This window comes from Spirosoma spitsbergense DSM 19989 (assembly GCF_000374085.1).
Taxonomy (GTDB): Bacteria; Bacteroidota; Bacteroidia; order Cytophagales; family Spirosomataceae; genus Spirosoma; species Spirosoma spitsbergense.
The window spans coordinates 45,623-67,399 of record NZ_KB893387.1 but is presented as its reverse complement, the minus strand read 5'-3'; the positions used below and the strand labels follow the sequence as shown (position 1 = coordinate 67,399).

Sequence of the window (21,777 nt, the reverse complement as noted above, 5' to 3'; positions counted from 1 at the left end):
GGGCCAGGCCCTACGCCCCTAGCCTATTTACGTACAGTTCCTCCACCTGCTTTCTGGCCCATTCGGTTTTGCGTAGAAACGTCAGGCTTGATTTGATGCTGGGGTTGTTGAGGAAGCAGTTGATCCGAATTTCCTGCCCTAGTTGATCCCAGCCATAATGGGCAACCAGTTCGGTTAGGATAGCTTCCAGCGTTTTACCGTGAAGCGGGTTATTGGGTTGCGAATTCATGCTACAAAGTACGGGTAAACGAATTATTTGTTGTCATTTTATTGCTATTGGCAAAACAATTGCATTGAACAAACATCTAAGCACGAACAGTCTTTTTCTAAACAATACACCGTAAGCCTACTATCTTTGGTGTATATGCCTGCCAGGTAACTTACATGCATCAACCAACCAGGTTGATATTTATGAATATTATGCCTACTGCCGAACGCGAACGAATCTACGAACGAGCTGACAATAAAGGCTGGAAAAAATGGGGCCCTTACCTTTCCGAGCGGGCCTGGGGTACTGTACGGGAAGACTATAGCCCCTACGGCGATGCCTGGAATTTTGTGTCGCACGAGATGGCCCGCTCCCGCGCCTACCGCTGGGGCGAAGAAGGGATTGGGGGCATTTCCGACAACAAAGGAAATATCTGTTTTGCCCTGGGTTTCTGGAATCATAAAGACAACATCATCAAGGAGCGGCTGTTTGGCCTGTCGGGGCCGGAAGGAAACCATGGCGAAGATGTAAAGGAACTGTACTATTACCTGGACAGTACCCCTACGCACTCGTACATGAAAATGCTGTACAAGTACCCACAGCAGGAGTTTCCGTACAATCGACTGGTAATCGAATCCATGCGCCGAAACCGGCACGAGCCGGAGTTTGAACTGACCGACACCGGCATTTTCGATCAGGATGAGTACTTCGACATTTTTATAGAATACGCCAAAGCCGATCAAAATGACTGGCTGGTAACCGTTACGGCTCATAATCGGTCCGACGAAGATGCTCCGCTTACGCTGTTGCCCACCATCTGGTTCCGTAATACGTGGGCGTGGGGCTACGAGCAGTACAACATTAGGCCCATGCTGCACGGCATTGCCAACAACCAGATTGAGGTCAATCATAAGCAGTTGGGTAAGTATAAACTCTACTGCGAAAATGCGGATGCCCTGCTGTTCTGCGACAACGACACCAACACAGAACACCTGTACGGCCGTCCGAACGTGTCGAAGTACACGAAAGATGGTATCAATAATTTTATTACCTCAGGGGGAAAGAAATCATTTATCAACCCCAATCAGATTGGTACAAAGGCCTCCGCGCTCTATAAGCGCACAGTACCCGCAGGAGATAGTGTAAGCATCCGGCTCCGCTTCAGCGATCAAACGCAACTGACGCAGCCTTTCGCCAACTTTGCGTCTATCCATAACGAACGATTAGCGGAAGCGGATGCCTTTTATGCTGAGTTACAGAAAAACGTTATTGACCCGGAATTACTGGCCATACAGCGGCAGGCGTATGCCGGTATGCTCTGGAACAAACAGTTTTATTATTACAATGTAAACGAGTGGCTGAAGGGTGACCCCAAGATGCCGGTTCCGTTTCAGGGGCGCGTATACGCTCGTAATGAAGGCTGGCGTCACATGTACACCGCCAACATTATCTCCATGCCCGACAAGTGGGAGTACCCCTGGTTTGCAGCCTGGGATCTGGCTTTCCACACCCTCACGCTGGCCCGGCTGGACCCTCACTTTGCCAAGCGACAACTGGCGGTTATTCTGCGGGAGTACTACATGCACCCGAACGGGCAGATTCCGGCGTACGAATGGAATTTTGGCGATGTAAACCCACCCGTTCACGCCTGGGCTACCTGGCAGGTGTATGAAATTGACCGCGACCTGAATGGGGTTGGTGACGTTAATTTTCTGGAACGGATTTTCCATAAGCTACTACTGAACTTTACGTGGTGGGTCAATCAGAAAGACGTTTCGGGAAATAATATTTTTGGTGGCGGGTTTCTGGGCCTGGATAACATCGGAGTATTCGACCGGAGTCAGCCATTACCGATGGGTGGGCGCATCGAGCAGGCCGACGGTACGGGCTGGATGGCCATGTACACCCTGAATATGCTGCGTATTGCCTGTGAGATTTCGCTCACGCGTCCCAGTTATCAGGACATGGCCAGCAAGTTCTTCGAGCACTTCCTGCACATTGCCTCGGCCATGAACAACCTGGGGCGGCAGAATATCAGCCTGTGGGACGAAGTAGACCAGTTCTACTACGATGTGCTGCACATGCCCGATAACAACGCCCGATTGCTCAAAATCCGGTCGATGGTGGGATTGATCCCACTCTTTGCCGTTGAAATTCTGGACGAGGAGCTATTGTCCAAACTACCCGACTTCAAACGCCGGGTGGAATGGGTACTGACGAACCGCCCCGATCTGGCTTCGCTGGTATCGCGCTGGCACGAGCCGGGCAAGGGAGAAACGCACCTGCTGAGCCTGCTGCGCGGTCACCGGATGAAAATGATTTTGAAACGGATGTTTGATGAAACCGAGTTTTTGTCCGATTACGGCATCCGGGCCTTATCGAAATTTCACGAAAAAACACCGTATCAGTTCGAACTCAACAGCGAGATCTATCAGGTACGCTACGTGCCCGCCGAGTCAGAGATGAGCATGTTTGGCGGCAACTCCAACTGGCGCGGCCCTATCTGGTTCCCGGTTAACTTTTTGCTGATGGACTCCCTGCTGAAATTCTATCAGTACTACGGCGACGATTTCGAGATCGAATACCCAACTAACTCAGGGCACGTGATGAGCATAAAAGATGCCGTTATGCTGGTAATAGAGCGGCTATTCAATATTTTCCGGCGGGATGCCACCGGCAAAGTAGCGGCCTACGGAGACGATAAAAAGATGCAGGACGACCCGCATTTCCAGGACCTTTACCTGTTCTACGAATATTTCAATGGCGACACAGGCATGGGGCTGGGGGCCAGTCACCAAACGGGCTGGACGGGCCTGATCGCCGACCTGATCGAGTACTGGTACAAATTCAAGAATCAGGAAGTATTAGCGGATAAGTAACGAAAGCAGCAAGCCGGGCCAGAGACCCGGCTTGCTGCTTTTTCAAGCGAGGAATTCACGTCACCCGTTTTCCCGAACCCGACAGGCGGGGTTATAGCGAACCGGAAAATTACAGGGGTTGGCAATGAATCCTGATGGATCACGAAAAGAAAGAGTGAGAGTAGAGACCTTTGAGTAGATCAGGTCAGGTTCATAATGAAAGTCCTGCCCGTATATTTCCCTTTTGGCTTGGAAGTACACGGGCTTCTTATTGTATGATGAATGGAGTTTAGCATTGTTGGACTATAGTACATCTTTATTTCGGGTGAAAGCAATGGGTGAAAGGATGAAACTCGGTGTCACAACGGGAAATTTCCCGTTGTGACACAATACCGATTATATACCTTTGCTTTTACCAGATCAATCGTGATTAATCTTACTCTAACCTGTCAAAACAATGTCTACAACGCCCAAAGTATGTGAAAATCCTGCCGATTTGATTGAAGCGTTACGTCGCTTCAAAGATGCTTTCAGGGCCTACTTCCCTGACTTGCCTGATGATGCAGCACTGGCATTTGATTTTCCTACTGAAAATATTGTGAATTTACTTTCTAAGGCCGGGACCGTTGCCATTCGTGTCTATCCTGCGTTGACCGAATCAAATGCGTTGACGATTGTTCTTGTATGTGTTGACTCAGAGGGAAATGAAATTGTTAGGCCTACGATTCAAGGGGATGCATTTGAATCCGACTGCTGTATTGAGCCTCCCCGACCAGGCAAGTTTACCACCTTATCAAAAATTGTGGATGCTCGTTGATATCTTGATTGGGAATTTCCCGGAGAGAAATTTCCATTTACTGTTAGCCTGATATGTATGAAAGTATATTCACTATTCTAAAATACGCTTATTTTAGCGTTATACTCATTGCCGGTGCTGTAGCCTTTTTTAGCCGCCATCTGCAACCGTATTCTCTCAGATTTGTTGGGCTATATATATGGGGACTTGTACTTATTGAATTTATTGTTCAGTTAGCCCTGTACAAATCCAATATTCGCGGCAATTTCCATCTAATTATATACGAAATATTTGGTTTTTTTGAATACTTACTAATAGCTACTACATTTTGCCATTATTACAGCAACTTCGAAGCAAATATCGTTAAAATAACAATATTTGTTTACGGCTTACTTACTTGTATTAGTTTAGTTTTTCTTCGAGATTATCTTGTATTTAACTATATGTTCATCATAAGGTGCCTGCTATTTATATATTTATCTTTATTATACTTTTACTCAGTATACAAAAGCGAAGCTATTCTAGAAATTAAGCATAATCCTTTTTTTTGGATAAGTGTGGGGTTTTTCATTTTTTCGGCCGGTTCAATATTTATCAAAGGACTTGGTTATGAAATACAGAAGACTAATAGGAATCTGGCATACAGTCTATACGTATTAAACTCTATGCTGAATATATATTTGTATGTAATGATCCTTATCGGATTGCTATGCTATCGGAAGAATATCACGTCTTATTGATTATTATTTTTGGAACAACAGCCTTATTGTTGTCAAGTATTTTTTTAGTATACATGTTGTTATATTTTCGCCATCGCCAGAAAGTAAATATTCAAGACAAAATAACGCTCAAAGCCCAATACGAACGGGAAATATTAACCGCTCAGCTCGAAGTGCAAAATACCACCCTACAGCACATCGGTCAGGAATTACATGACAATGTTGGCCAGCTATTGGCCGTAGCCCGCATCAATCTGAATGTGGTGGAGGAGGCAAAAGAAGGCGATGATAACAGAAAGTACATTCAGCAGGCTAATGAACTCATTGCACAGTCTATCAACGATTTAAGGTCGTTGACAAAGAGCCTGGATGGTGATTTCGTGCAGGATTTTGGACTAAGCGAAAGTATTGCGCAGGAATTGCAACGGGTCCGAAACACCGGTATTTTCGGGACGGAGTTTCGGACCAGTGGGGAAGCGTATTCGCTGGGATTCCAGCGCGAAATTGTCCTGTTTCGTATCGTACAGGAAGTGTTGAATAATGCTATCAAGCACGCCGAAGCGAAAAAACTGACTGTAAATATCATCTACCTACCGGAATCGGTTACGCTGACTTTGCAGGATGATGGGAAAGGATTTGACTATCCGTCTACCCAGGAGAAAATCCTCAGCCAGTCGGGGGCCGGCTTACGAAATATGCAGCGTCGGGCAGCCCTCATTGGAGGGCAATATACACTGAAATCGTTGCCCGGTCAGGGAACAACCGTATCAATTAATTTACTTACTCAACCTACATGAATTATACAGTTGCCATTGTTGATGATCACCGGCTTATGGCCCAGGCTATCGCCGACCTTGTTCAGCGTATGGATAATTACGAAGTTTTGTACAAGGCCGAAAATGGCGAAGAATTGATTCATTATTTCAATCAGAACCGAATTCCTGATATTGTACTGCTGGATGTCAATATGCCCAAAATGAATGGGTTTGAAACCGCGCTATGGCTTAAAAACAATTACCCCGACGTAAAGATTTTAGCCTTATCCATAAACGATGGAGAGGAGGTTATTTTAAAAATGTTTCGCAATGGTGCCAGAGGTTATTTGATAAAAGGAGCCAAACCGTTTGAGCTTAAACAGGCCATGGATGATATCATCAAAAAAGGGTTTTATTATTCCGATTCGGTAACAGATTCATTGGTAAAGAGCCTGAATCCCAATCCGCTTGTTGATCCGGTGCAGGCCTTGGGTTTGACTGAACACGAACTGACGTTTATTAAACTGGCCTGTGAAGAATTGACTTACGCCGAAATAGCCGAAAAAATGACCATAAGTACCAACACGGTAAACAGTTATCAGGAAAATGTTTTTCAAAAACTGGCTGTTACGAGCCGGGTAAGTCTGGCCCTAAAAGCACTACGGTTAGGTATCGTTCCGATGTGATGAACCTGTTTTCTGAGCGGTCATGAATCCTGCTCTCCAGTATTATTGCAAAACTGCCTGTCTGACTCTCGATACGTCCCGAGAATTGCAACAGGGAAACTCACTTACCTGCCAACCCAACGATCTGAAACCACCGAACCACTAATCGCCCTTATCCCGAACCCGGCAGGCGGGTTTATGACGAACCGGGAAATTACAGGAGTTGGCAATGAAGCATACTTTGTTGGCCTGATGATGTAATGCATTGGCTTTATCCACCATCCACGGCTCCGTTACGACCACGGTCGGGTTCAGCGTAACTTCCGTAAAATACCCACCCCTATCCGGCGTTTCAGCCATCGTACCGACAGCGCTATCCGCGTACGCTACAACCACAATGCCCGCCACAGCGCACAGGTGCAGGTACGACAGCATGTGGCAACCTGACAACGCAACAACCAGCAGTTCTTCCGGGTTGTGGCGCGTCCGGTCGCCCCGAAAGGCGGGGTCTGACGAAGCCAGAATATCGGGCTTATTTCCGACCGCAATACGGTGACTTCGTTCATAAGACCGATAGGAGGTTGTCCCTTCGCCGGTATTACCGGTCCACTCGATGGTCAGTGCGTAGTGATGCTGTTTTGCCATGATTTCCTCTGCGTTTCCCCTCTTCTTTATTAGTTGCCACGACTATGGAAAGGCCGAACCGGCCACTAGCCATCCCCGTTTCCTAAACTCGAATATAGCCTGGCCAGCTTGAAAAGAACACCTGATTTTCGACCCGACGCGGGCAACGTCTATTCGCTTTCCGCTTATCCGTACACGAAGCCAGTTGCTATTGACCAGTAGCCTATCAATCAATTTATTGTGCCATTTGCCAGACTGACAAAATCAATTAAATTTGATGATTGATTCGTTCAGGCGTTACCCCGAATGTCTCTGAATACCCTGGGTATTCAGTAAGAACCGACTCAATTCTCTATCCATAACTTAATTGCGGACTATCGCATGAAAAAACGCACTACACTAGTATGCATTTCGCTGGTCTTTTTTTCCCTTCTCCTATTCTTTAGTTGCCAGGATATTCCTCCCGCAGCTTCGAAGTTATTCTACGTCAGTGCCGATCAACCTACCGGGGCGCAGCGACTAACGACCGACTGTGCCGTTCGTTACACTACGACCAATAAATACGGCAAAATGGACGATAATGGGCAGCGGGAGGCTATCCGGGCGGGGTTCGATCTGTGGCAGAAAGTCAATCCCAACCTCGGTTTTCTGGAGTTACCCCAACGTGCTACGCTGTTCGTTACGTTTGTCGACCCGGCCGTCATACCAAACCAGACCACTGCGGCCACCGTTGGCCTGGTGCGCGGTTCGACCACCGTGGCGGGCGGGCTTCGGAAAGAAGCCAACGGCACCTACACTATCCTGCTAAGTAATACCTTCGACTGGGATAAAAAAACGCTGACCAGAGCGATTGCCTATCATGCCGGGCTGCTTTTGGGGATGCCCACTTCTGCCGAGACCAGTTCGCTCATGTCGACGCTGTTTGCCGATCAGCCCCTTAAAGCCACCAGGGCGGATTCGGTGGGGGTCAACAAACTGTTCACGACAACCTGTAGAGACCTGACGGTCTGCTATTTGCCGTTGAGCCTGACGGTGGGTGGTCCGGTGACCAAAACCATCAAATTCGACAAACAGGGAACGGTGTCCATCAAAGCCTCCGGCCAGATGACGGTAGGAGAGTTTGTAGGGACCAGTGGACCGGAAGGGAGACCGAGTGGTGTTCTGGGCTTTTCTTTATCCGGATACAACATTGTACCGAACATGAATCACGCAGCCCTGATGTATAAGCTCAACAGCGAAGCCCAGTGGCGTTACTGTGGTTCGGAATGCAGTTTTCCGACGGCCGGTTTGCCCTATGTAGACCTGCTGCTCAACATCAACGACAGCGATTTAACCGATGATGTGGGGGGGTATAACGTTGTGGTTGATTATAAGTAGTATCGATTAGTTCACCATTCTCAACCTTACTTCCCGTGAATAGCCGATCTGCCTGCTGGTTGTTGCTGTTGCTTCTAGGGTTACCCCGACTGGCGTGGGCGCAGGCGTCACTATCGGATAAATACCGCCAGCAGGCCGAAAACTATGCCACTGCCGAATTGGGCAGTGAACGACTCAATGACAGCCTCGCCATCGTCTATTATCAGAAGGCCTATGCACTGGTGCGCCATATCGACCCCGTGCGGGCCGCCAACCTCTGCGTCGATCTGAGCAGCATGGACTACAAAAAGAAGAATACCCGCCAGGCTACCGACCGCTGCCTGATGGGGTTGCGCCACATTAGCCCCCTGCACACGGCTCCCGACTCGGTGCGCTTTAAGCTTTTTTCAGCCCTGGGCACATTTTATAAGGCGTTGTACCGCAACGATTCGGCCCTGTTTTATTTTCGCAAAGCGGATTTACTCCTAACCCGGAACCCCCGGATTGAACAGGAAATCCCCCTCTATGTACTCTACCATTTTAACAACCAGGGAAATTGGTTTTTTAAACTGGGCAATTATTCAAGAAGCCTTTCGTACCTGGCGCAGGCGCGTCAACTGGCCGGGAAATGGGAAAAACCGGAGGAAATCACCTACATCGAAAGCAATATGGCGGGTTGCTATGAGGCAATGGGCCGTTTTGACGAAGCGTTGGTCCATCGAAAATTCGTCAATACACACTATCAAAAACCAGATATTCAAAAGTATATGGACCTATCCGGTATCGGCTCGACGCTCTGTAAATTGAAACGCTACCATGAAGCATTACCTTACTTCCTGCGGGCCGAACAGCTGCTGACGACAGTACGCCAGAAAAAAAAAGCAACCGACTACTTACCGAATCAATTGCATCTCTGGCGAATGATGAGTAGCTGCTACCGGGCCATGAACCAGTTGCCCGTATCGGATCGCTATGTGCAGCAGGCCCTCCAGCTGCACCGGCAATATTTGGGTAGTAAAGGCCCCTTACTGGCGCAGGTGCTGATCGAGCAGGGGGCACTTCACGAAGATCGACACCAGTACGAACAGGCAGCCGGGAGTTACCAGAAAGCTATTCAGGCCGTTTGCCGCGATACAACCACCCTGGTGAATTACCAGCAAAATCCGTCCGCAGAAACGGCTTCCGACGAAACTACGCTCCTGCTGGCCGCTACCCATAAAGCGGTAGTCCTGAAAAAACAGTATGATGCCACGCACCGGGAAGTTTATAGAAAAGCATCGGTTGACACCTACAGTTTTTGTGTCGGGCTGCAACAGCGCATCCGGCATGGCATCGATACCGATCAGTCGCAGGTGATTTTTTCAACCCGCCAGCACGCGCTGGTGCCAGAAGCCGTAGCCGTCACGTTCGATGCCTACCAGCACCAGCCGGGTGCCGCCCTGCGTGAAACCCTGTTTCAGCTTTTCGAGCAGGCGCAGGCCGGTAGCCTGCGCGAAGCCTTCCGGTTGAATACCATCAAACCCCAAACCATCCCTGCCCCCCTGCTCGAGCGCGAGCAACGCCTGAAAAAACAAATCAGCGAACTAAAAAAACACCCGGTTACTGATACCGCAGCCGCAACGAAACTTATTGGCTGCCAGCTCCAGTGGCACCGGCTTATCGACACCTTCCGGCTGGATTACCCGGCTTATTATCGACTGAATTACGCGGATGTTGCCATGAGTAGCCGCGCTTTGCAGCAACAACTGGGCAATCAGGCCGCCTATGTTGCCTACGTTCGGCACGGGGCTTCCCTTTTTATACTGGTAGCCACCCGGCAAACAATCGAGTTTATACGCCAGCCCATCGACTCAACCCGCTTCGATCAGCAATTAAGGGCTCTGAGTCAGGAACTCTACCACGACCCGGTTATTCGCCAGTATAAGGGCGCGGCCTATGCCGCTGGTCTCTATGCCGCCTGCATCGCCCCTATCCGGGTGCATCTGGCTGGCAAAACACGGCTCATTATTAGCCGCGACTGGAGTTTTAATTTTTTACCCTTCGAAGTACTCGAAACCGGTGAACAGGCGCGGGATTACCTGACCCGGCACGTCGCTATTGCCTATGCATTTTCGGCGCAGACCTTTTTCGCTGCCTCCCAGCGGCCCAGCAGCCTCAACCCTGTGCTGGTAGTGGCCCCGTTTGCCCGGACCGAGGCCATTCAGCAGGCCGTAAATCGCCAGGAAACAGTACCGACACTGGCATCGAGCGAGGCCGAAGCCAGACGTATTGGGGGCGATGTCCTGGCCGGACCGGATGCTACGGTAGGCCGTTTTTTAAAAACAGACCTGAATCGCCCGGTTATTTATTTTGCGACCCATGCCCAAACCGACGAAACAGACCCAGCCAATTCGCACATCGCGTTTTACCCCGGCGAAGCAGATAAACTGTACACCGACGATGTATACAACCTCCCACTGGGAGCCACTGGCCTGGCGGTGCTGGGGGCCTGCGAAACCGGGTCGGGCCAGACCATCCGGGGCGAGGGTATCCTGTCGCTGGCCCGGGCGTTTGCCTACGCGGGCTGCCCATCGGTTATCACAACGCTCTGGAAAGCCAATGAAGAAACAACCTCTTTCCTGACCATCCGGCTTCATCACCATCTATCTCGCGGATTGGCTACCGACCAAGCCCTGCAACAGGCCCGGCTCGATTTTTTCGCATCGCCGGTCTTTGCCAAATACGACCACCCCTACTACTGGGCGAATTACATCCTGCTGGGCAATTATAATCCAGTCATGCCAGATAACAGTCGCCTGTCAATGGCCGGGTGGCTACTGCTGGCAGTAAGCACGGGGCTGCTGGCATTCTGGCAGCGGAAACGACTGGTAAGCGGGATTTTCAGACTCCATACCAATGATCTGACCAACTCGTAAAGCAGTCATTCCAACAGCCAGTATTCTGGACCAGCGTACCGGTTTGGACTATGTACACCCGCCAGCAAAAAATGGTTTAATGCCAAAACACAAACAGCATACCGTTAAATAAAAATGAGCCTTAAAAAGGCTCATTTTTATAAAGAATTCAGTGCCCTCCGTTATCTCTGTCTTTAGGCGGCTGGTCGGCATCATCCTCTGCCACGGCCGGATGTGCCTGAGTAGTTTTTTCAGGAGCTTGTGGCTCGATAGAGGCCGACTGGCAGGAGGTCAGCGTAATGGTAGTCGCCACGGCGAACACGAACAGGAGATTTTTGAGGGTACACATAACTACAGCGGTTTAGCGGAATCGACGTGATTCGCAGCTTTACGCAGGCCTGCTGTAGTTTTCCTGGGTATTACCAGGAAAATATTTTTTTCAGATGTTACCTCCCCACCCCAATCGGTATAAATACACAAAGAAGCCTACCCTATCCATGCAGAAAACCTTTACCGACCAGGAAATTGTTGATGGTATTCGCTCGAAAAATACCCCGCTTTTGGATGCTATTGTAGCCTACCTCTACCACCAGTGTCAGCGGAGTATTACGCGGCTGGTAACCAGCAACAGCGGCTCACCAGCCGATGCGGATGATTTATTTCAGGACGTAATCGTGGCGTTCCTGCAAAACGTCTGGGAAGACAGATTCGAACTTCGGGACGGGGTAATGGTAACGACCTACATTCACGGGATAGCCAACCGGATGTGGCTTAAGGAATTACGCAGAGGAATAAACCGGAACGACCGGAATGACAAGTATGGCAAACAGCAACACAATGACCAAACCGATACCCCCACTCCGGAGGTGGAGGTGATTGAGCAGGAAGAACTGGCACTGTCTCTGACCACGTTTAACCGGCTGGACGAACTATGTCAGCAAATACTGACAGCTTTTTACTTCGAAAAAAAGACTATGAAACAGATAGCCGACGAATTCGGGCTGGGAAACGAAGACAACGCGAAAACCAGAAAGTACCGATGCGTACAGGCACTCAAAAGACTAATGAACGCATGACACCATGAAAAGGCCAACGGAAAAACAGGAAGAACACGAATGGATTGAACGCTATCTGACCAATCAGATGCCAGCCGGCGAACGAGCCGAGCTGGAAACCGAAATGCAGACTGATCCCATTTTTAAACAAGAAGTACTACTCCTCCAACGCACGCAAAAACTCATGGAAGAAGCATTTCTGGAACAGCGGGCCACCAGTACCGTGAAATTCCTGCAACGGCAGAGTCGCCGAAAAATGCAGCGCATCCGGTTGGTCAGTCGTTCACTGGTGGGCCTGGCCAGCGCCGGGCTATTACTGGTTCTGTACCTGTCGGCTTCGCCGGTCGTATTTCCCAACTCAGAAAACGACATCAACGTAACCCGCAACCTCTCCGACGATAGCAGTACGGTGGCAACGCCCCCCAACCAGATATTCAGCCAGTTTTTCGAAGGACAGTCCCACCTGTCGGAAGGGCAGTATGCGCTGGCCGCAAAAAATTTTCAGCAGGTACTCACGGCATCGGATATTCGTCCCTATTTTCGCGAAGCGGCCCAGTGGCATCTGGCCTTTGCCTACCTGAAAAGTGGCGAACCCGACAAAGCAGAGCGGATGTACAACCAGTTCAGGCAGTGCATCGACTGCGAGTACCCCATCAGAACGGTTGACCGCTGGAAAATCTGGTGGCAGATAAAATGGGCGCAGTGGCTGGGTTAACGTTATTTTTGTTCTCTATCCCTAATCATGGACACCTTTCCCTTTTTTTCAAATCGTAGACGCGCTATTGCCCGGCTGGTAGAGCAGGGAAAGGCCCTGATCAATGACGCAGCGAAAGAGGAATTCACCTTCCAGATTAATGAGGTATTCAATCCGCAGATAAACAGCCGTCTTTCCAGAGCCGAACAAAACGATGAGATCTTACAACAGAGCATTCTTTTTGAGTTACACGGCCTGACTATTACACTACTCCCTTCAGACACGCACCTAATTACCAACTACAAAAGCGTGTTAGATGAGCTGATCGATGCCTGTCGCTGGAAACATACACTCAGGAAAATACCTTTTGGGGAAGCTGCCCAGAGTAGCCAACAGCGGCAGACCGATGTGTTACAGGGAATTATCCATTTAGCCAACGGGCCGGAACCCACCCGCATCAGGCGGCTGACCCGCATGCTGACAAAGTCAGACCAGCAGGCTATTGCTTACCGGACCTTACGCGCTTTTTTATCCTGTCTATATCAGGAAAAACAACCCATCCAGACAACCGCTTTATTCTGGCTGCGTAATGGTCGGGTCCAACTGCGTATCAAACCAATTCGGGCGTATCTGTTCGAGCAGATCGCTTTACGGGTGTACATTTCCCACACGCCTACAGAAGCTTTTTTTATCGAAGAAGCATTGATAAGCGTGCATCATTGGGTAAGGAGCGAAGTTATCAAACGAGTACAGACCATCAACGCTGAGTTGGAGGAAGGAATGAAAGATATTGTCAGTCAGGTAAAATTAGATTTTCTTCGTAAATGCCAGCGATGGAAGGCTGAACCGGAAATGTTTTATCTGGATGCCAAACTAGCCACGTACCTTTTTGCTTTCGTCAGGAAAAGCCACGCCATTGACAAGCTGCTTGGAATAGAAAATGAAGAAATAAAACCGAAAGAAAAACCAGAAGATAATAATGATTCATTCGACGACCAAAACGGATCATATACTAACTGGCATTCTTCGGGTGACAGAGATTATCTGGATGAACAGAAAAGTATATTGCATCGCTGTTTGAAAAAACTCGGAGAGAAATGCCGCGCCATTATTCTACGTCATTATGACAGTGATTTCAGCGAACCGGTGCCTTTCCAGACACTGGCTTTCGAATGGAGAGAGTCACCTAAAACGGTGGAGAGCCGATTTTATGACTGCATGGAAAAATTAAAGAAAATGGCCCATGGAACGCTGTAATCGTCAACCCCTAATCTCGTACTGCCCATGACACCTGCTCAACGTCGCCAGCTTATCGAAAAGCGTCAGCAGGGTGCCCTGACGGATGAGGAGAGCCAGCAATTTTTGGAATTGCTGGGTACCGACCCTTCTTTTTACGACGATTACACCCTGCACACGTTGGTAGCGGACGTAGTCCGGGAAGACTCCGACCAGCAACTATGGGAAGCCGCTGGAAGGGCACGGGCCAGAGCGCGCAGGCGCACGACTATCTTCGATCTGGTTCGGCGTTATCCTTACGCGATGGCGGCCTGTATCGCCCTGCTGCTTGTGGGAACTTGGTTACTATGGCCAGACCGTGAACCTCAACTTGTAAAAACAGAAACCAACTTCCTCTTTCGGGCCGATGGCGGCACCGGACCGAAATCCGGTTTAGGGTATGCCGGTGGCGATTTACCCATTGGCAAGCTCCCCGTAAAGTGGCTAAAAGACCGGAAGCTGAAAACCACAGCCGCCTATCGGTATTGCCAGGATACCCTGACTATTTTTGTCCAGAATACCAGCGATACCCTCTATCTTCAAAACAACCGGTTACGGTATAACAGTGATTCCCGATCCTTATCCATCGAGCGGCCCGACCACTCGGTAACCCTATTGAACGAGTGTACCCCTACCCCACAACCATTTTGAGAAGACTTCTATGAGACCATGCCTGCTGGCCCTTTTTGTGCTATTTGTTGTGAACCGGGTAATCGGGCAACCCGCTAAACCCACGCCCACCCAGCAAACCGACCTGTCTTATAAACAATTCTGCGACTGTAGAGCACTCACTACCGGGGCCAAAGGGTATCTACCCTCAGAAGAAGCGGCCAATAAAGCAGTATCTGAGTTACTGACCCTTATCCGTCGGAACAGTTCTATGCAGTATACGGATTCCATTGTGGTGAAAGCGGCTGGTTGCGGGGCACCTGAAGCGCGCAGTTGCCCAACTGTTGTGACCGAAAAAAAAGCGGCCGATGTTCCGTTAATCCTGTATAACAAGGTGTTTATGGAAGGCGTCAACAAAAAAGTTGCGCTCATGACCCGTGTAGACCGGCATATTCTGGCGCACGAAATCAGTCATCATGTATTGGGACACCTGAAAAATACGGATGGCGTAGCCGTATTTGGTGGCCTGAAGGGAACCGATGCCGGAGATACAACCCGTATTCAACGACGGTATAAAGTCACCAACATTCAGGCAGAAGAAATACAGGCCGACTTTTTTGGTCTCTGGGTGCTATCGCTGCTGGATAAATCACTGAATTTCGAGGCCTTCGTATCAGAGTTCGATACGGACTACATTCGGCAGTACCTGGAGCCGGATTCAAAATACAGTGCCAGTCATCCTGCTTTCAAAGACCGGATCAGTGCCATGCGTCGCTTCTGGAAACAGTTGCAGCTTCGTGAACTACAGCAAAAGGGTATCAGCCGGGGCTACTTTGCCAACTCAGCCGGCGTTGCTTACCTCGAACTACACCCCGAACGCACCTTCTGGGACCTGGGCTTCGTGGCAGGATTGACCGTAGCCGGACAGCCCCAGTTCTCGGTCGATGGGATACCCGTTGATGGACTACTCTATCGGGTGCCTAATGCGTATAACCTGTACATGGGTTTTCAGATAACCCGGTTCAAGTGGCAAAGCCCCTGGCAATTTGAAGCCGAAGTAGCTTACTCGACTCAAAAATACGGCACGTTGATTGGGGATAAACCGTCGCAGCGTTTGCTCGAAACCCTTGACCTGTACTACCTGACGGCTTTTCCCAAAGCAACCTGGATTCCCTTTGGCCGACGACCAAACCAATTTGCGGCCAATCGGTTTGGCGTATTTGCCAGTGCCGGTCCAATGGTTCGTATACCTATTGGCTTCACATATCAAAACTATGGCACGACCGTAGCACCGGCCAATATGCCTTCGCTACAGTTATCGGTCAACCCTCGGGCCTCTATCGGGGTAGAGTTACTGAAAAAATCGTTTCGACCAGGCAGTTACAAAATAGCCCTAAGCTATGAGCTTGCCCGTATTCAGCTTGCCACTACGCCCAAGCCTAAGGCCTTATCGCACAACGTCGATCTTACCTTCCATTACAGCTTTTCCCGCTGGTAAACGGCCGATCCAGACGGGGTGAACATTACTGAAACGCAGGGATAAGTGGTCTTTACATAAACACAACTCACCAGGCGAGTCGTGTTTTTTGCGTATGGGCTATCACCTACTAACCAGCCACTTAGTCATAAAATAAAAAAAACTTCGCCGGGTAGCTGTTACCCTACCACCCGTAAACGGCATACAGTAACAGGATCAGGTGAAGCCTGCCTGCCATTGCGTTCTCCGGTCACTAAGCTTTCCGTTTTTACCACACCAAGAAAGTCAATTGGTTGGTCGGTTTGGTGTTACACTAAAACCGACCAACTTAATTGTAGCGTACGGTATTGAATTTATCGCCCAAATAAGCTATATAGCAATCTTTCCGGCTTAATTTGATTGCTTTAGCCAGCCAGCAAACCCTGAATTAGTAGATAAGTCAGGGTTTCTTCACAAAAGGGTTTCTCGACCAGAATAGTCCATTATTTCGCTCATTAAGGCAAAGAAGACAAAAGGGGTTTGTTCCTCTTCTGGTGCTTGTTTGCGTCAACTTATCCATGCCTGTGATGCTATCTTTCTACCCCTATCTACTTTGTTTATGGCTGGCCGTTCATTTCGCTCAGGGGCAGGACCCCCAATTCTCCCAGAACGATGCGGCCCCCTTGCATGTCAATCCGGCTTATGCCGGCTACGCGGGTGATGTGCGGGCAAATGTGGCCTATCGCAATCAATGGCGCGATTTAGGCAGCTACAATACCACCAGTGCTTCGGTCGATGTAGGCCGGGAGTGTACTAACCAGTTCATGGGTGGCGGCATCTATGTAATGCATGATGCCCAGAATGCCAGTGTCCAGACGGTTAGCGGGGGCGTTGTTTTCGTACCAGCGGTATTCAGAAACGACCGGCAAACGTTCTCGGCCCGCATTGGCTTCTACGCCGGTGGTGGCCAGCGTACGTATAAGGCAAACCAGGGAGTCTTCATGGATCAACTCACGGGTCAGCCAACGCTCAATCCCAGCCGGGACCCCTTAGCCCTTGCTCCCCTCTCCAGAAATTTTTTCGATGTTGGATTCGGCGGATTGGTCGAGTTCAACTACACAGAAAATGATCAGGACTGGATTGGCGTGTCGGTTTATCACCTCAACCAGCCCAACGTGGCCATTGGCTTCGAAAATTACCGGTTACCCATGCGTATCGGTGTGCAGGCGGGGTCAAAACTCGCGGCTGGCCGGTGGAACATCACGCCCGTCGCTAATTTCCGCATGCAGAGCCATATCTATCAACTCGACATCAGTACGTATTTCCAGTACTCCTCCCTTACGCTGGGCCTGATGTACCGGGGAATTCCCCTGTCAAAAACGCTGGTCAACCAAATTACGCAGGATGCGCTGGTCGGTATTGTAGGGCTTCAGACGGGGTCTCTCTCCGTCGGATTTAGCTACGATGTAACGATATCGAAGCTACAGAACTACACCGGAAATACCTTCGAGGTTACGGCCCGCTGTCTATTCCCTGAATCCATGTGGCGTTGCGAAGGTGATGGAAAGAAAGCCAGTGGAAAGAAAGGGCCGCGATGCCCCATGTACAAGTAATCAGCCCCTGGCGCTGGCAGTGAAAGCGTAGTTCTATCCAATAAAAAACTTAAAAACGATGGTATCCACCAAGCAACGTTCAGAAAAGTACTACGGCTTATCTTTCGTATTACTACTACTTTTTTTCAGCCTGATAAGCACAAACAGCCACGCTCAGACGGACGTAAATTTCGTTCTCTGTGGTTCAAGCAACTATCGGGTCTGTGTGGACGGGGAAAGCCAGCCCGTCTGTATAAAAATCGTTATTCCGGCGGGTCACGTCCCCATCAAAGAGTTTGAACTGCAATGGGACAAAAGCAATGCCAGCACGAAGGTGATCATTCCGGCCAATAAAATCCCCGATCCACTCACCTTCACGTACAATATGAAGGACTTCGTCAATTCGTGTCTCGACGAGAAGGATATAAGCATCAAACTGGTGACCCGTAATCAGGATAATTCAGAAGAAAACCTCACCCGCGACCTGACATTTATCAACAAACCCCGTTTGTCCTTTGCCCCCTCCCGAACTCTTATCTGTACCAATCAGCAACTATTCCTCTCGAATCAGTCCTGCCCGTCAACCGGCAATACCTACGAATGGATGCTGGGCGACGGTACCTCGACCAAAGACATCAATACCAGTAAAATTTATTCAACGACCGGCACGTACACCGTAACCCTGTCGGGCACGAACGTGTGCGGTGCGGGTGCCCCAGCCACCCGTACCATCGTCGTGACCAAACCGGCAGAACCGAAAATCGGTCCCGATTCGGGTGGGCGGGTTATTCCTGTCGGTCTCGACAGTGTGCTTATCTGTTATAATGCGGGGGGAGTCATTCGGCTCGATGGCTATGGCTCCATCAGCGCCACGGCCTACGAATGGGAAATTTCGCCGGCCGTGGAGTATCTGGAGAAAACAACGCCCAACTCACCCAATCCGAAAGTAAGGTTTGTGAAGCCCGGCACCTATGTCATTAAACTACGGGTCAATAATGCCTGTAACGTCTGGAGTACGCAGGTCAAATGCACCCACATTGTGGAAGACCTGCCCGTGCTTAAACTGGATAATCCCGGTTCGCAGTGTGTGGATTTTCGCTACCGACCGTCGCCATTCGATAAAACGGCCCGCTATACCATTAATGGCAGGCCGTTGCCCGCATCGGGCGATACCCTCTTAAAACTAACCGGAACAAGTTACGCCGTTGTGGTTGAAGGCACCCTGAACAATCTCTGCGGAGCCAATCCCCAAAGCGTGACCTTCACGATGGGCACCCCGCAGGCGGCTCAGATTCTGAGTCCCCGCCGGGATACCACCCTATGCGCGAGCACCGCCGACCTACCCCTCGTTACCAGCCTCGCCGATGGGACCTGGGATGCCAGTCCATACATCGTCCAACGGAGTGGCAAGAGTTTTTTCATGCCCAAAGATACCGGCTCCTATACGCTGCACTACCGGCGGGGAGTTGGTAAATGTGAGCGGGATACCACCGTCCGCATCAAGGTAGGCGGCATAGCGGTAAAAGTGAGTGATATGGCCGTATGCCGCGATCAGTCGGTGTTGAAACTGACGGGGTCTCCCGGTGGTGGGCAATGGCGTAGCCTCACTAACTGCCCGGGCTGTATTCGAAACGACACCCTATTTGTCGGCAGGTTACCCGCCGGATCATCCAGCCTGCAGGTCGAATACCAGGTCAGCGGTCAATGCAGTGCTACGGCTACGGCGATGGTGACGATTGGGAATCCGGTGGCCAGTTTTTCTATAATCGCCGGGTGTAGCACCAAACCCCCGGTGGTCATCAATTCATCGACGGGTGCCACCTTTTTTCAATGGCGGATTAATGGTCAACCTGTTTCTACTGATAAACAGCCAACGCTCACCCTGCCGTCGGGCCGCGTGCAGGTCACCCTCGTAGCCTGGTCAGGAAGTTGCACCGCCACCACCAGTCAGGAACTCACGATAGCCCCTGTACCCAGCGACGTAAAGATTACGCCAAGCGTATCGAGCGGCTGCTCCCCCCTGACGGTTACCTTCAACACCGCCGGAACGGCGCAGGACGGCGTGAGTTACCAGTGGAACTTTGGCAACGGCACAACCAGTACTACATTTCAGTCGGGTCAGCGGGTGTTTGAGAATACGGGGCGACAACCAAAATCCTACACCATTTCGTTTGGGGGCAGTACGGCCTGTGGCTCCTTTTCGCAAACGGCTTCCGTTACGGTACGCCCCCGCACCAAAGCCGAAATTGGCGTAGATTCGACCACCGTACGCTGTCCCCCCGCCGTTGTGCGCTTTTCCAGCCGCTACACGAGTACGGGCGATGCGGTTCTCTGGAACTTTGGGGATCAGAGTGCCCCCCTCAGCACGACGGCCAGCGTGGTCGATCATGAGTTCAAAGCCCCTGCCGACAAAACCGTTTATTTCGTCCGGCTGGACATTCGGGGCGAATGCGGCACTGACAGCGATACGATTCCAGTCACGGTATTGCCGGTTTCTACAACTGCGCTGTTTACCATTAGCCGGTCCCGTATCTGCGTGGGTGAACCGGTCACCTTTACGGACGCCACTACGCCCAAACCAGCCCGCGTCAGTTGGGACATAAACGGCGAAAAACTGGATGGGTCCGTTGTTGTATACACTAAATTCACAAAACCCAACACGACTTATCGGATCAACCAGACGGTTTATCCTGAATGTGGTGGTTATAAAACGTATGAACAATCGATCCAGACCGATTCGGTGCCGACGGGGGCCTTCCGGTTGCCCATGGAAGCCTGCCCGGGGCAGCCTGTTTCGGTCACCAATCTGTCGAGTTCTACCCACCGTTTTCGCTGGAATTTCGGGGATGGCTCGCCGATTGATTCCACGTATTTTTCGCCGACGCATATGTACCCAAAAGGGGGTACGACCTATACCGTTACCATGACGGTGGTTAGTTTTCCCGTCGGTTGTACGGCTTCGGTACCGCACACCATTTCTATCCGGAATAAAGCAGAGCCCCGTTTCAGCCTTGTCAGTAATAAAGTCGTCTGTTCGGATACACTGGTGTCATTCCGGGATTCGTCCACCGCTGCTACGCAATGGAAATGGTATGCCAATGGAGTGCTCTTCTCCACGGCGCAGAACCCGCAGATCAGGCTCAATCAGGGCCAGTACGACATAAAACTCTGGACCAGCAACAACGGTACATGCCCGGATTCGGTCGAGCTACAGGATGTTATCCGGGTCGATACCTGCACCCTCCAGGTAGCCGACATCTTTACCCCCGACGGGAATAACATCGGCGATAACTTTACCATTTACGGGAGTAATCTGGTGCGTATTCAACTCCTTCGCGTTTTTAGCCGGTCGGGCGGGCAGGTATACGAAGGCGTCAATCTTGAACCCAATAACCAGACCGTAGGATGGGACGGTAAACATCAGAATCAGCCACTCCCACCCGACAATTACGTGTACGAAGCCATTGTGGAGTTTACGGGGGGCATCACCAAACGACAGCGCGGGGTCATCACCTTGCTCCGGTAAATCATATCCGGGCCCAACCCGGCCAGCAAGAAAGCAGCAAATCGTTGCCTGGAGACCGATAAAGGAAATTTAGTGCAAATAATCCGGTAAAGGAACAGCAGGTGTATCTTCTCTGGCAACGGGTGTCAATCGCACCGTTTGCAGCGGAACCACGCCCGACCAGGTAGGCAAATCCATATCTTCAGGGTCGTCATTAGGTCCACCGGTGCGAACTTTGGCAGACGCTTCGGCTAGTGAAAACCGCAGTACGGTCGTCTTGCGCATTTCGCTCTCCGTGGTGGGGCGGAGGTCGTCCCATCGGCCCGGAATGAGGTGGTCGGTAATCAGGGCCAGCGCGTTCATCTGCTCATCGGCGTCCGTTACTTTTTCGGCGTTGGCGAAGATGACAACCGACCGGTAGTTGACCGAGTGATGAAAAGCCGATTTGGCCAGGACCAGCCCATCGGCCAGCATAATGGTAATACAAACCGGCGCACCGGTTTCGATAGCCCGGATAAAATGACTCCCTACGGAACCATGAATGTACAGGCTACTCTCTTTCCGAGCGAAGGCGGTAGGAATCGCCATCGGTTGCCCATCGACGACAAAGCTGACCGTACAAAAAAGAGCTTCGTCCAGAATGGGGTGGATGGTTGCTTCGTCGTAGTGGGCGCGTTTGGCCAACCGACTGGGGGTTGTACGGGATGTTTGCATAG

The 21,777-nt window shown here is 50.5% G+C and carries 17 protein-coding genes; 13 read left to right on the top strand and 4 right to left on the bottom strand.

Going from position 1 to position 21,777, the window contains the following annotated elements:
- Positions 1 to 10: 10 nt before the first annotated feature.
- The gene (locus B157_RS0100310) at positions 11 to 229 is read right to left on the bottom strand and encodes a VF530 family protein (protein WP_020601374.1); all 219 of its coding nucleotides are present in this window, start codon (positions 227 to 229) and stop codon (positions 11 to 13) included.
- Positions 230 to 420: 191 nt separating this feature from the next.
- Here B157_RS0100310 and B157_RS0100305 point away from each other — a divergent pair, with 191 nt between their 5' ends.
- From B157_RS0100305 to B157_RS0100285, 4 genes are all read left to right on the top strand, one after another.
- Positions 421 to 3,087: an MGH1-like glycoside hydrolase domain-containing protein gene (locus tag B157_RS0100305; RefSeq protein WP_041951820.1), complete on the top strand. Its 2,667-nt coding sequence runs from the start codon at positions 421 to 423 to the stop codon at positions 3,085 to 3,087.
- Between the two features lie 436 nt (positions 3,088 to 3,523).
- Positions 3,524 to 3,883, top strand: coding sequence for a hypothetical protein (locus tag B157_RS0100300; protein ID WP_020601372.1), 360 nt, complete (start codon positions 3,524 to 3,526; stop codon positions 3,881 to 3,883).
- Between the two features lie 772 nt (positions 3,884 to 4,655).
- Positions 4,656 to 5,378, top strand: a complete 723-nt coding sequence (locus B157_RS0100290) for a sensor histidine kinase (protein WP_020601370.1) — start codon at positions 4,656 to 4,658, stop codon at positions 5,376 to 5,378.
- Entirely contained in the window at positions 5,375 to 6,022 is a 648-nt protein-coding gene (locus B157_RS0100285; protein ID WP_020601369.1) for a response regulator, read from the top strand. Before B157_RS0100290 ends, B157_RS0100285 begins: the two co-directional genes overlap by 4 nt.
- A gap of 141 nt (positions 6,023 to 6,163) precedes the next feature.
- Here B157_RS0100285 and B157_RS0100280 read toward each other — a convergent pair whose 3' ends face one another.
- On the bottom strand, positions 6,164 to 6,646 hold the full coding sequence (locus tag B157_RS0100280) for an OsmC family protein (RefSeq protein ID WP_020601368.1): 483 nt from the start codon (positions 6,644 to 6,646) through the stop codon (positions 6,164 to 6,166).
- A gap of 360 nt (positions 6,647 to 7,006) precedes the next feature.
- On the opposite strand from B157_RS0100280, the gene B157_RS0100275 reads away from it, so the two are divergent.
- The gene (locus B157_RS0100275) at positions 7,007 to 8,002 is read left to right on the top strand and encodes a Cif family virulence factor (RefSeq protein WP_020601367.1); all 996 of its coding nucleotides are present in this window, start codon (positions 7,007 to 7,009) and stop codon (positions 8,000 to 8,002) included.
- Between the two features lie 35 nt (positions 8,003 to 8,037).
- A complete protein-coding gene (locus tag B157_RS0100270; RefSeq protein ID WP_157618252.1) occupies positions 8,038 to 10,896 on the top strand; it encodes a CHAT domain-containing protein in 2,859 nt (952 codons plus the stop codon).
- Positions 10,897 to 11,044: 148 nt separating this feature from the next.
- Here the strand turns inward: B157_RS0100270 and B157_RS0100265 are convergent, their stop codons facing one another.
- The gene (locus B157_RS0100265; RefSeq protein ID WP_020601365.1) at positions 11,045 to 11,224 is read right to left on the bottom strand and encodes a hypothetical protein; all 180 of its coding nucleotides are present in this window, start codon (positions 11,222 to 11,224) and stop codon (positions 11,045 to 11,047) included.
- A gap of 94 nt (positions 11,225 to 11,318) precedes the next feature.
- Here B157_RS0100265 and B157_RS0100260 point away from each other — a divergent pair, with 94 nt between their 5' ends.
- The 7 genes from B157_RS0100260 to B157_RS0100230 all read left to right on the top strand — a co-directional run bounded on the left by B157_RS0100260 (position 11,319) and on the right by B157_RS0100230 (position 21,082).
- Positions 11,319 to 11,951 (top strand): RNA polymerase sigma factor, encoded by a 633-nt coding sequence (locus B157_RS0100260; RefSeq protein WP_245564998.1) that lies wholly within the window; start codon positions 11,319 to 11,321, stop codon positions 11,949 to 11,951.
- Positions 11,952 to 11,955: 4 nt separating this feature from the next.
- Positions 11,956 to 12,645 (top strand): tetratricopeptide repeat protein, encoded by a 690-nt coding sequence (locus B157_RS0100255; RefSeq protein WP_020601363.1) that lies wholly within the window; start codon positions 11,956 to 11,958, stop codon positions 12,643 to 12,645.
- 27 nt (positions 12,646 to 12,672) lie between these two features.
- Complete coding sequence (locus tag B157_RS0100250; protein ID WP_020601362.1) at positions 12,673 to 13,881, top strand: sigma-70 RNA polymerase sigma factor region 4 domain-containing protein; 1,209 nt, start codon at positions 12,673 to 12,675, stop codon at positions 13,879 to 13,881.
- Positions 13,882 to 13,908: 27 nt separating this feature from the next.
- Positions 13,909 to 14,550: a hypothetical protein gene (locus tag B157_RS0100245; protein WP_020601361.1), complete on the top strand. Its 642-nt coding sequence runs from the start codon at positions 13,909 to 13,911 to the stop codon at positions 14,548 to 14,550.
- 10 nt (positions 14,551 to 14,560) lie between these two features.
- Positions 14,561 to 16,006 (top strand): M48 family metalloprotease, encoded by a 1,446-nt coding sequence (locus tag B157_RS0100240; protein WP_020601360.1) that lies wholly within the window; start codon positions 14,561 to 14,563, stop codon positions 16,004 to 16,006.
- 545 nt (positions 16,007 to 16,551) lie between these two features.
- Positions 16,552 to 17,577, top strand: a complete 1,026-nt coding sequence (locus tag B157_RS0100235) for a PorP/SprF family type IX secretion system membrane protein (protein ID WP_020601359.1) — start codon at positions 16,552 to 16,554, stop codon at positions 17,575 to 17,577.
- A 205-nt stretch (positions 17,578 to 17,782) separates the two neighbouring features.
- Complete coding sequence (locus B157_RS0100230; protein ID WP_169521636.1) at positions 17,783 to 21,082, top strand: PKD domain-containing protein; 3,300 nt, start codon at positions 17,783 to 17,785, stop codon at positions 21,080 to 21,082.
- A 69-nt stretch (positions 21,083 to 21,151) separates the two neighbouring features.
- Here B157_RS0100230 and B157_RS0100225 read toward each other — a convergent pair whose 3' ends face one another.
- Entirely contained in the window at positions 21,152 to 21,775 is a 624-nt protein-coding gene (locus tag B157_RS0100225; protein ID WP_020601357.1) for a pyridoxamine 5'-phosphate oxidase family protein, read from the bottom strand.
- Between the last annotated feature and the right edge of the window lie 2 nt (positions 21,776 to 21,777).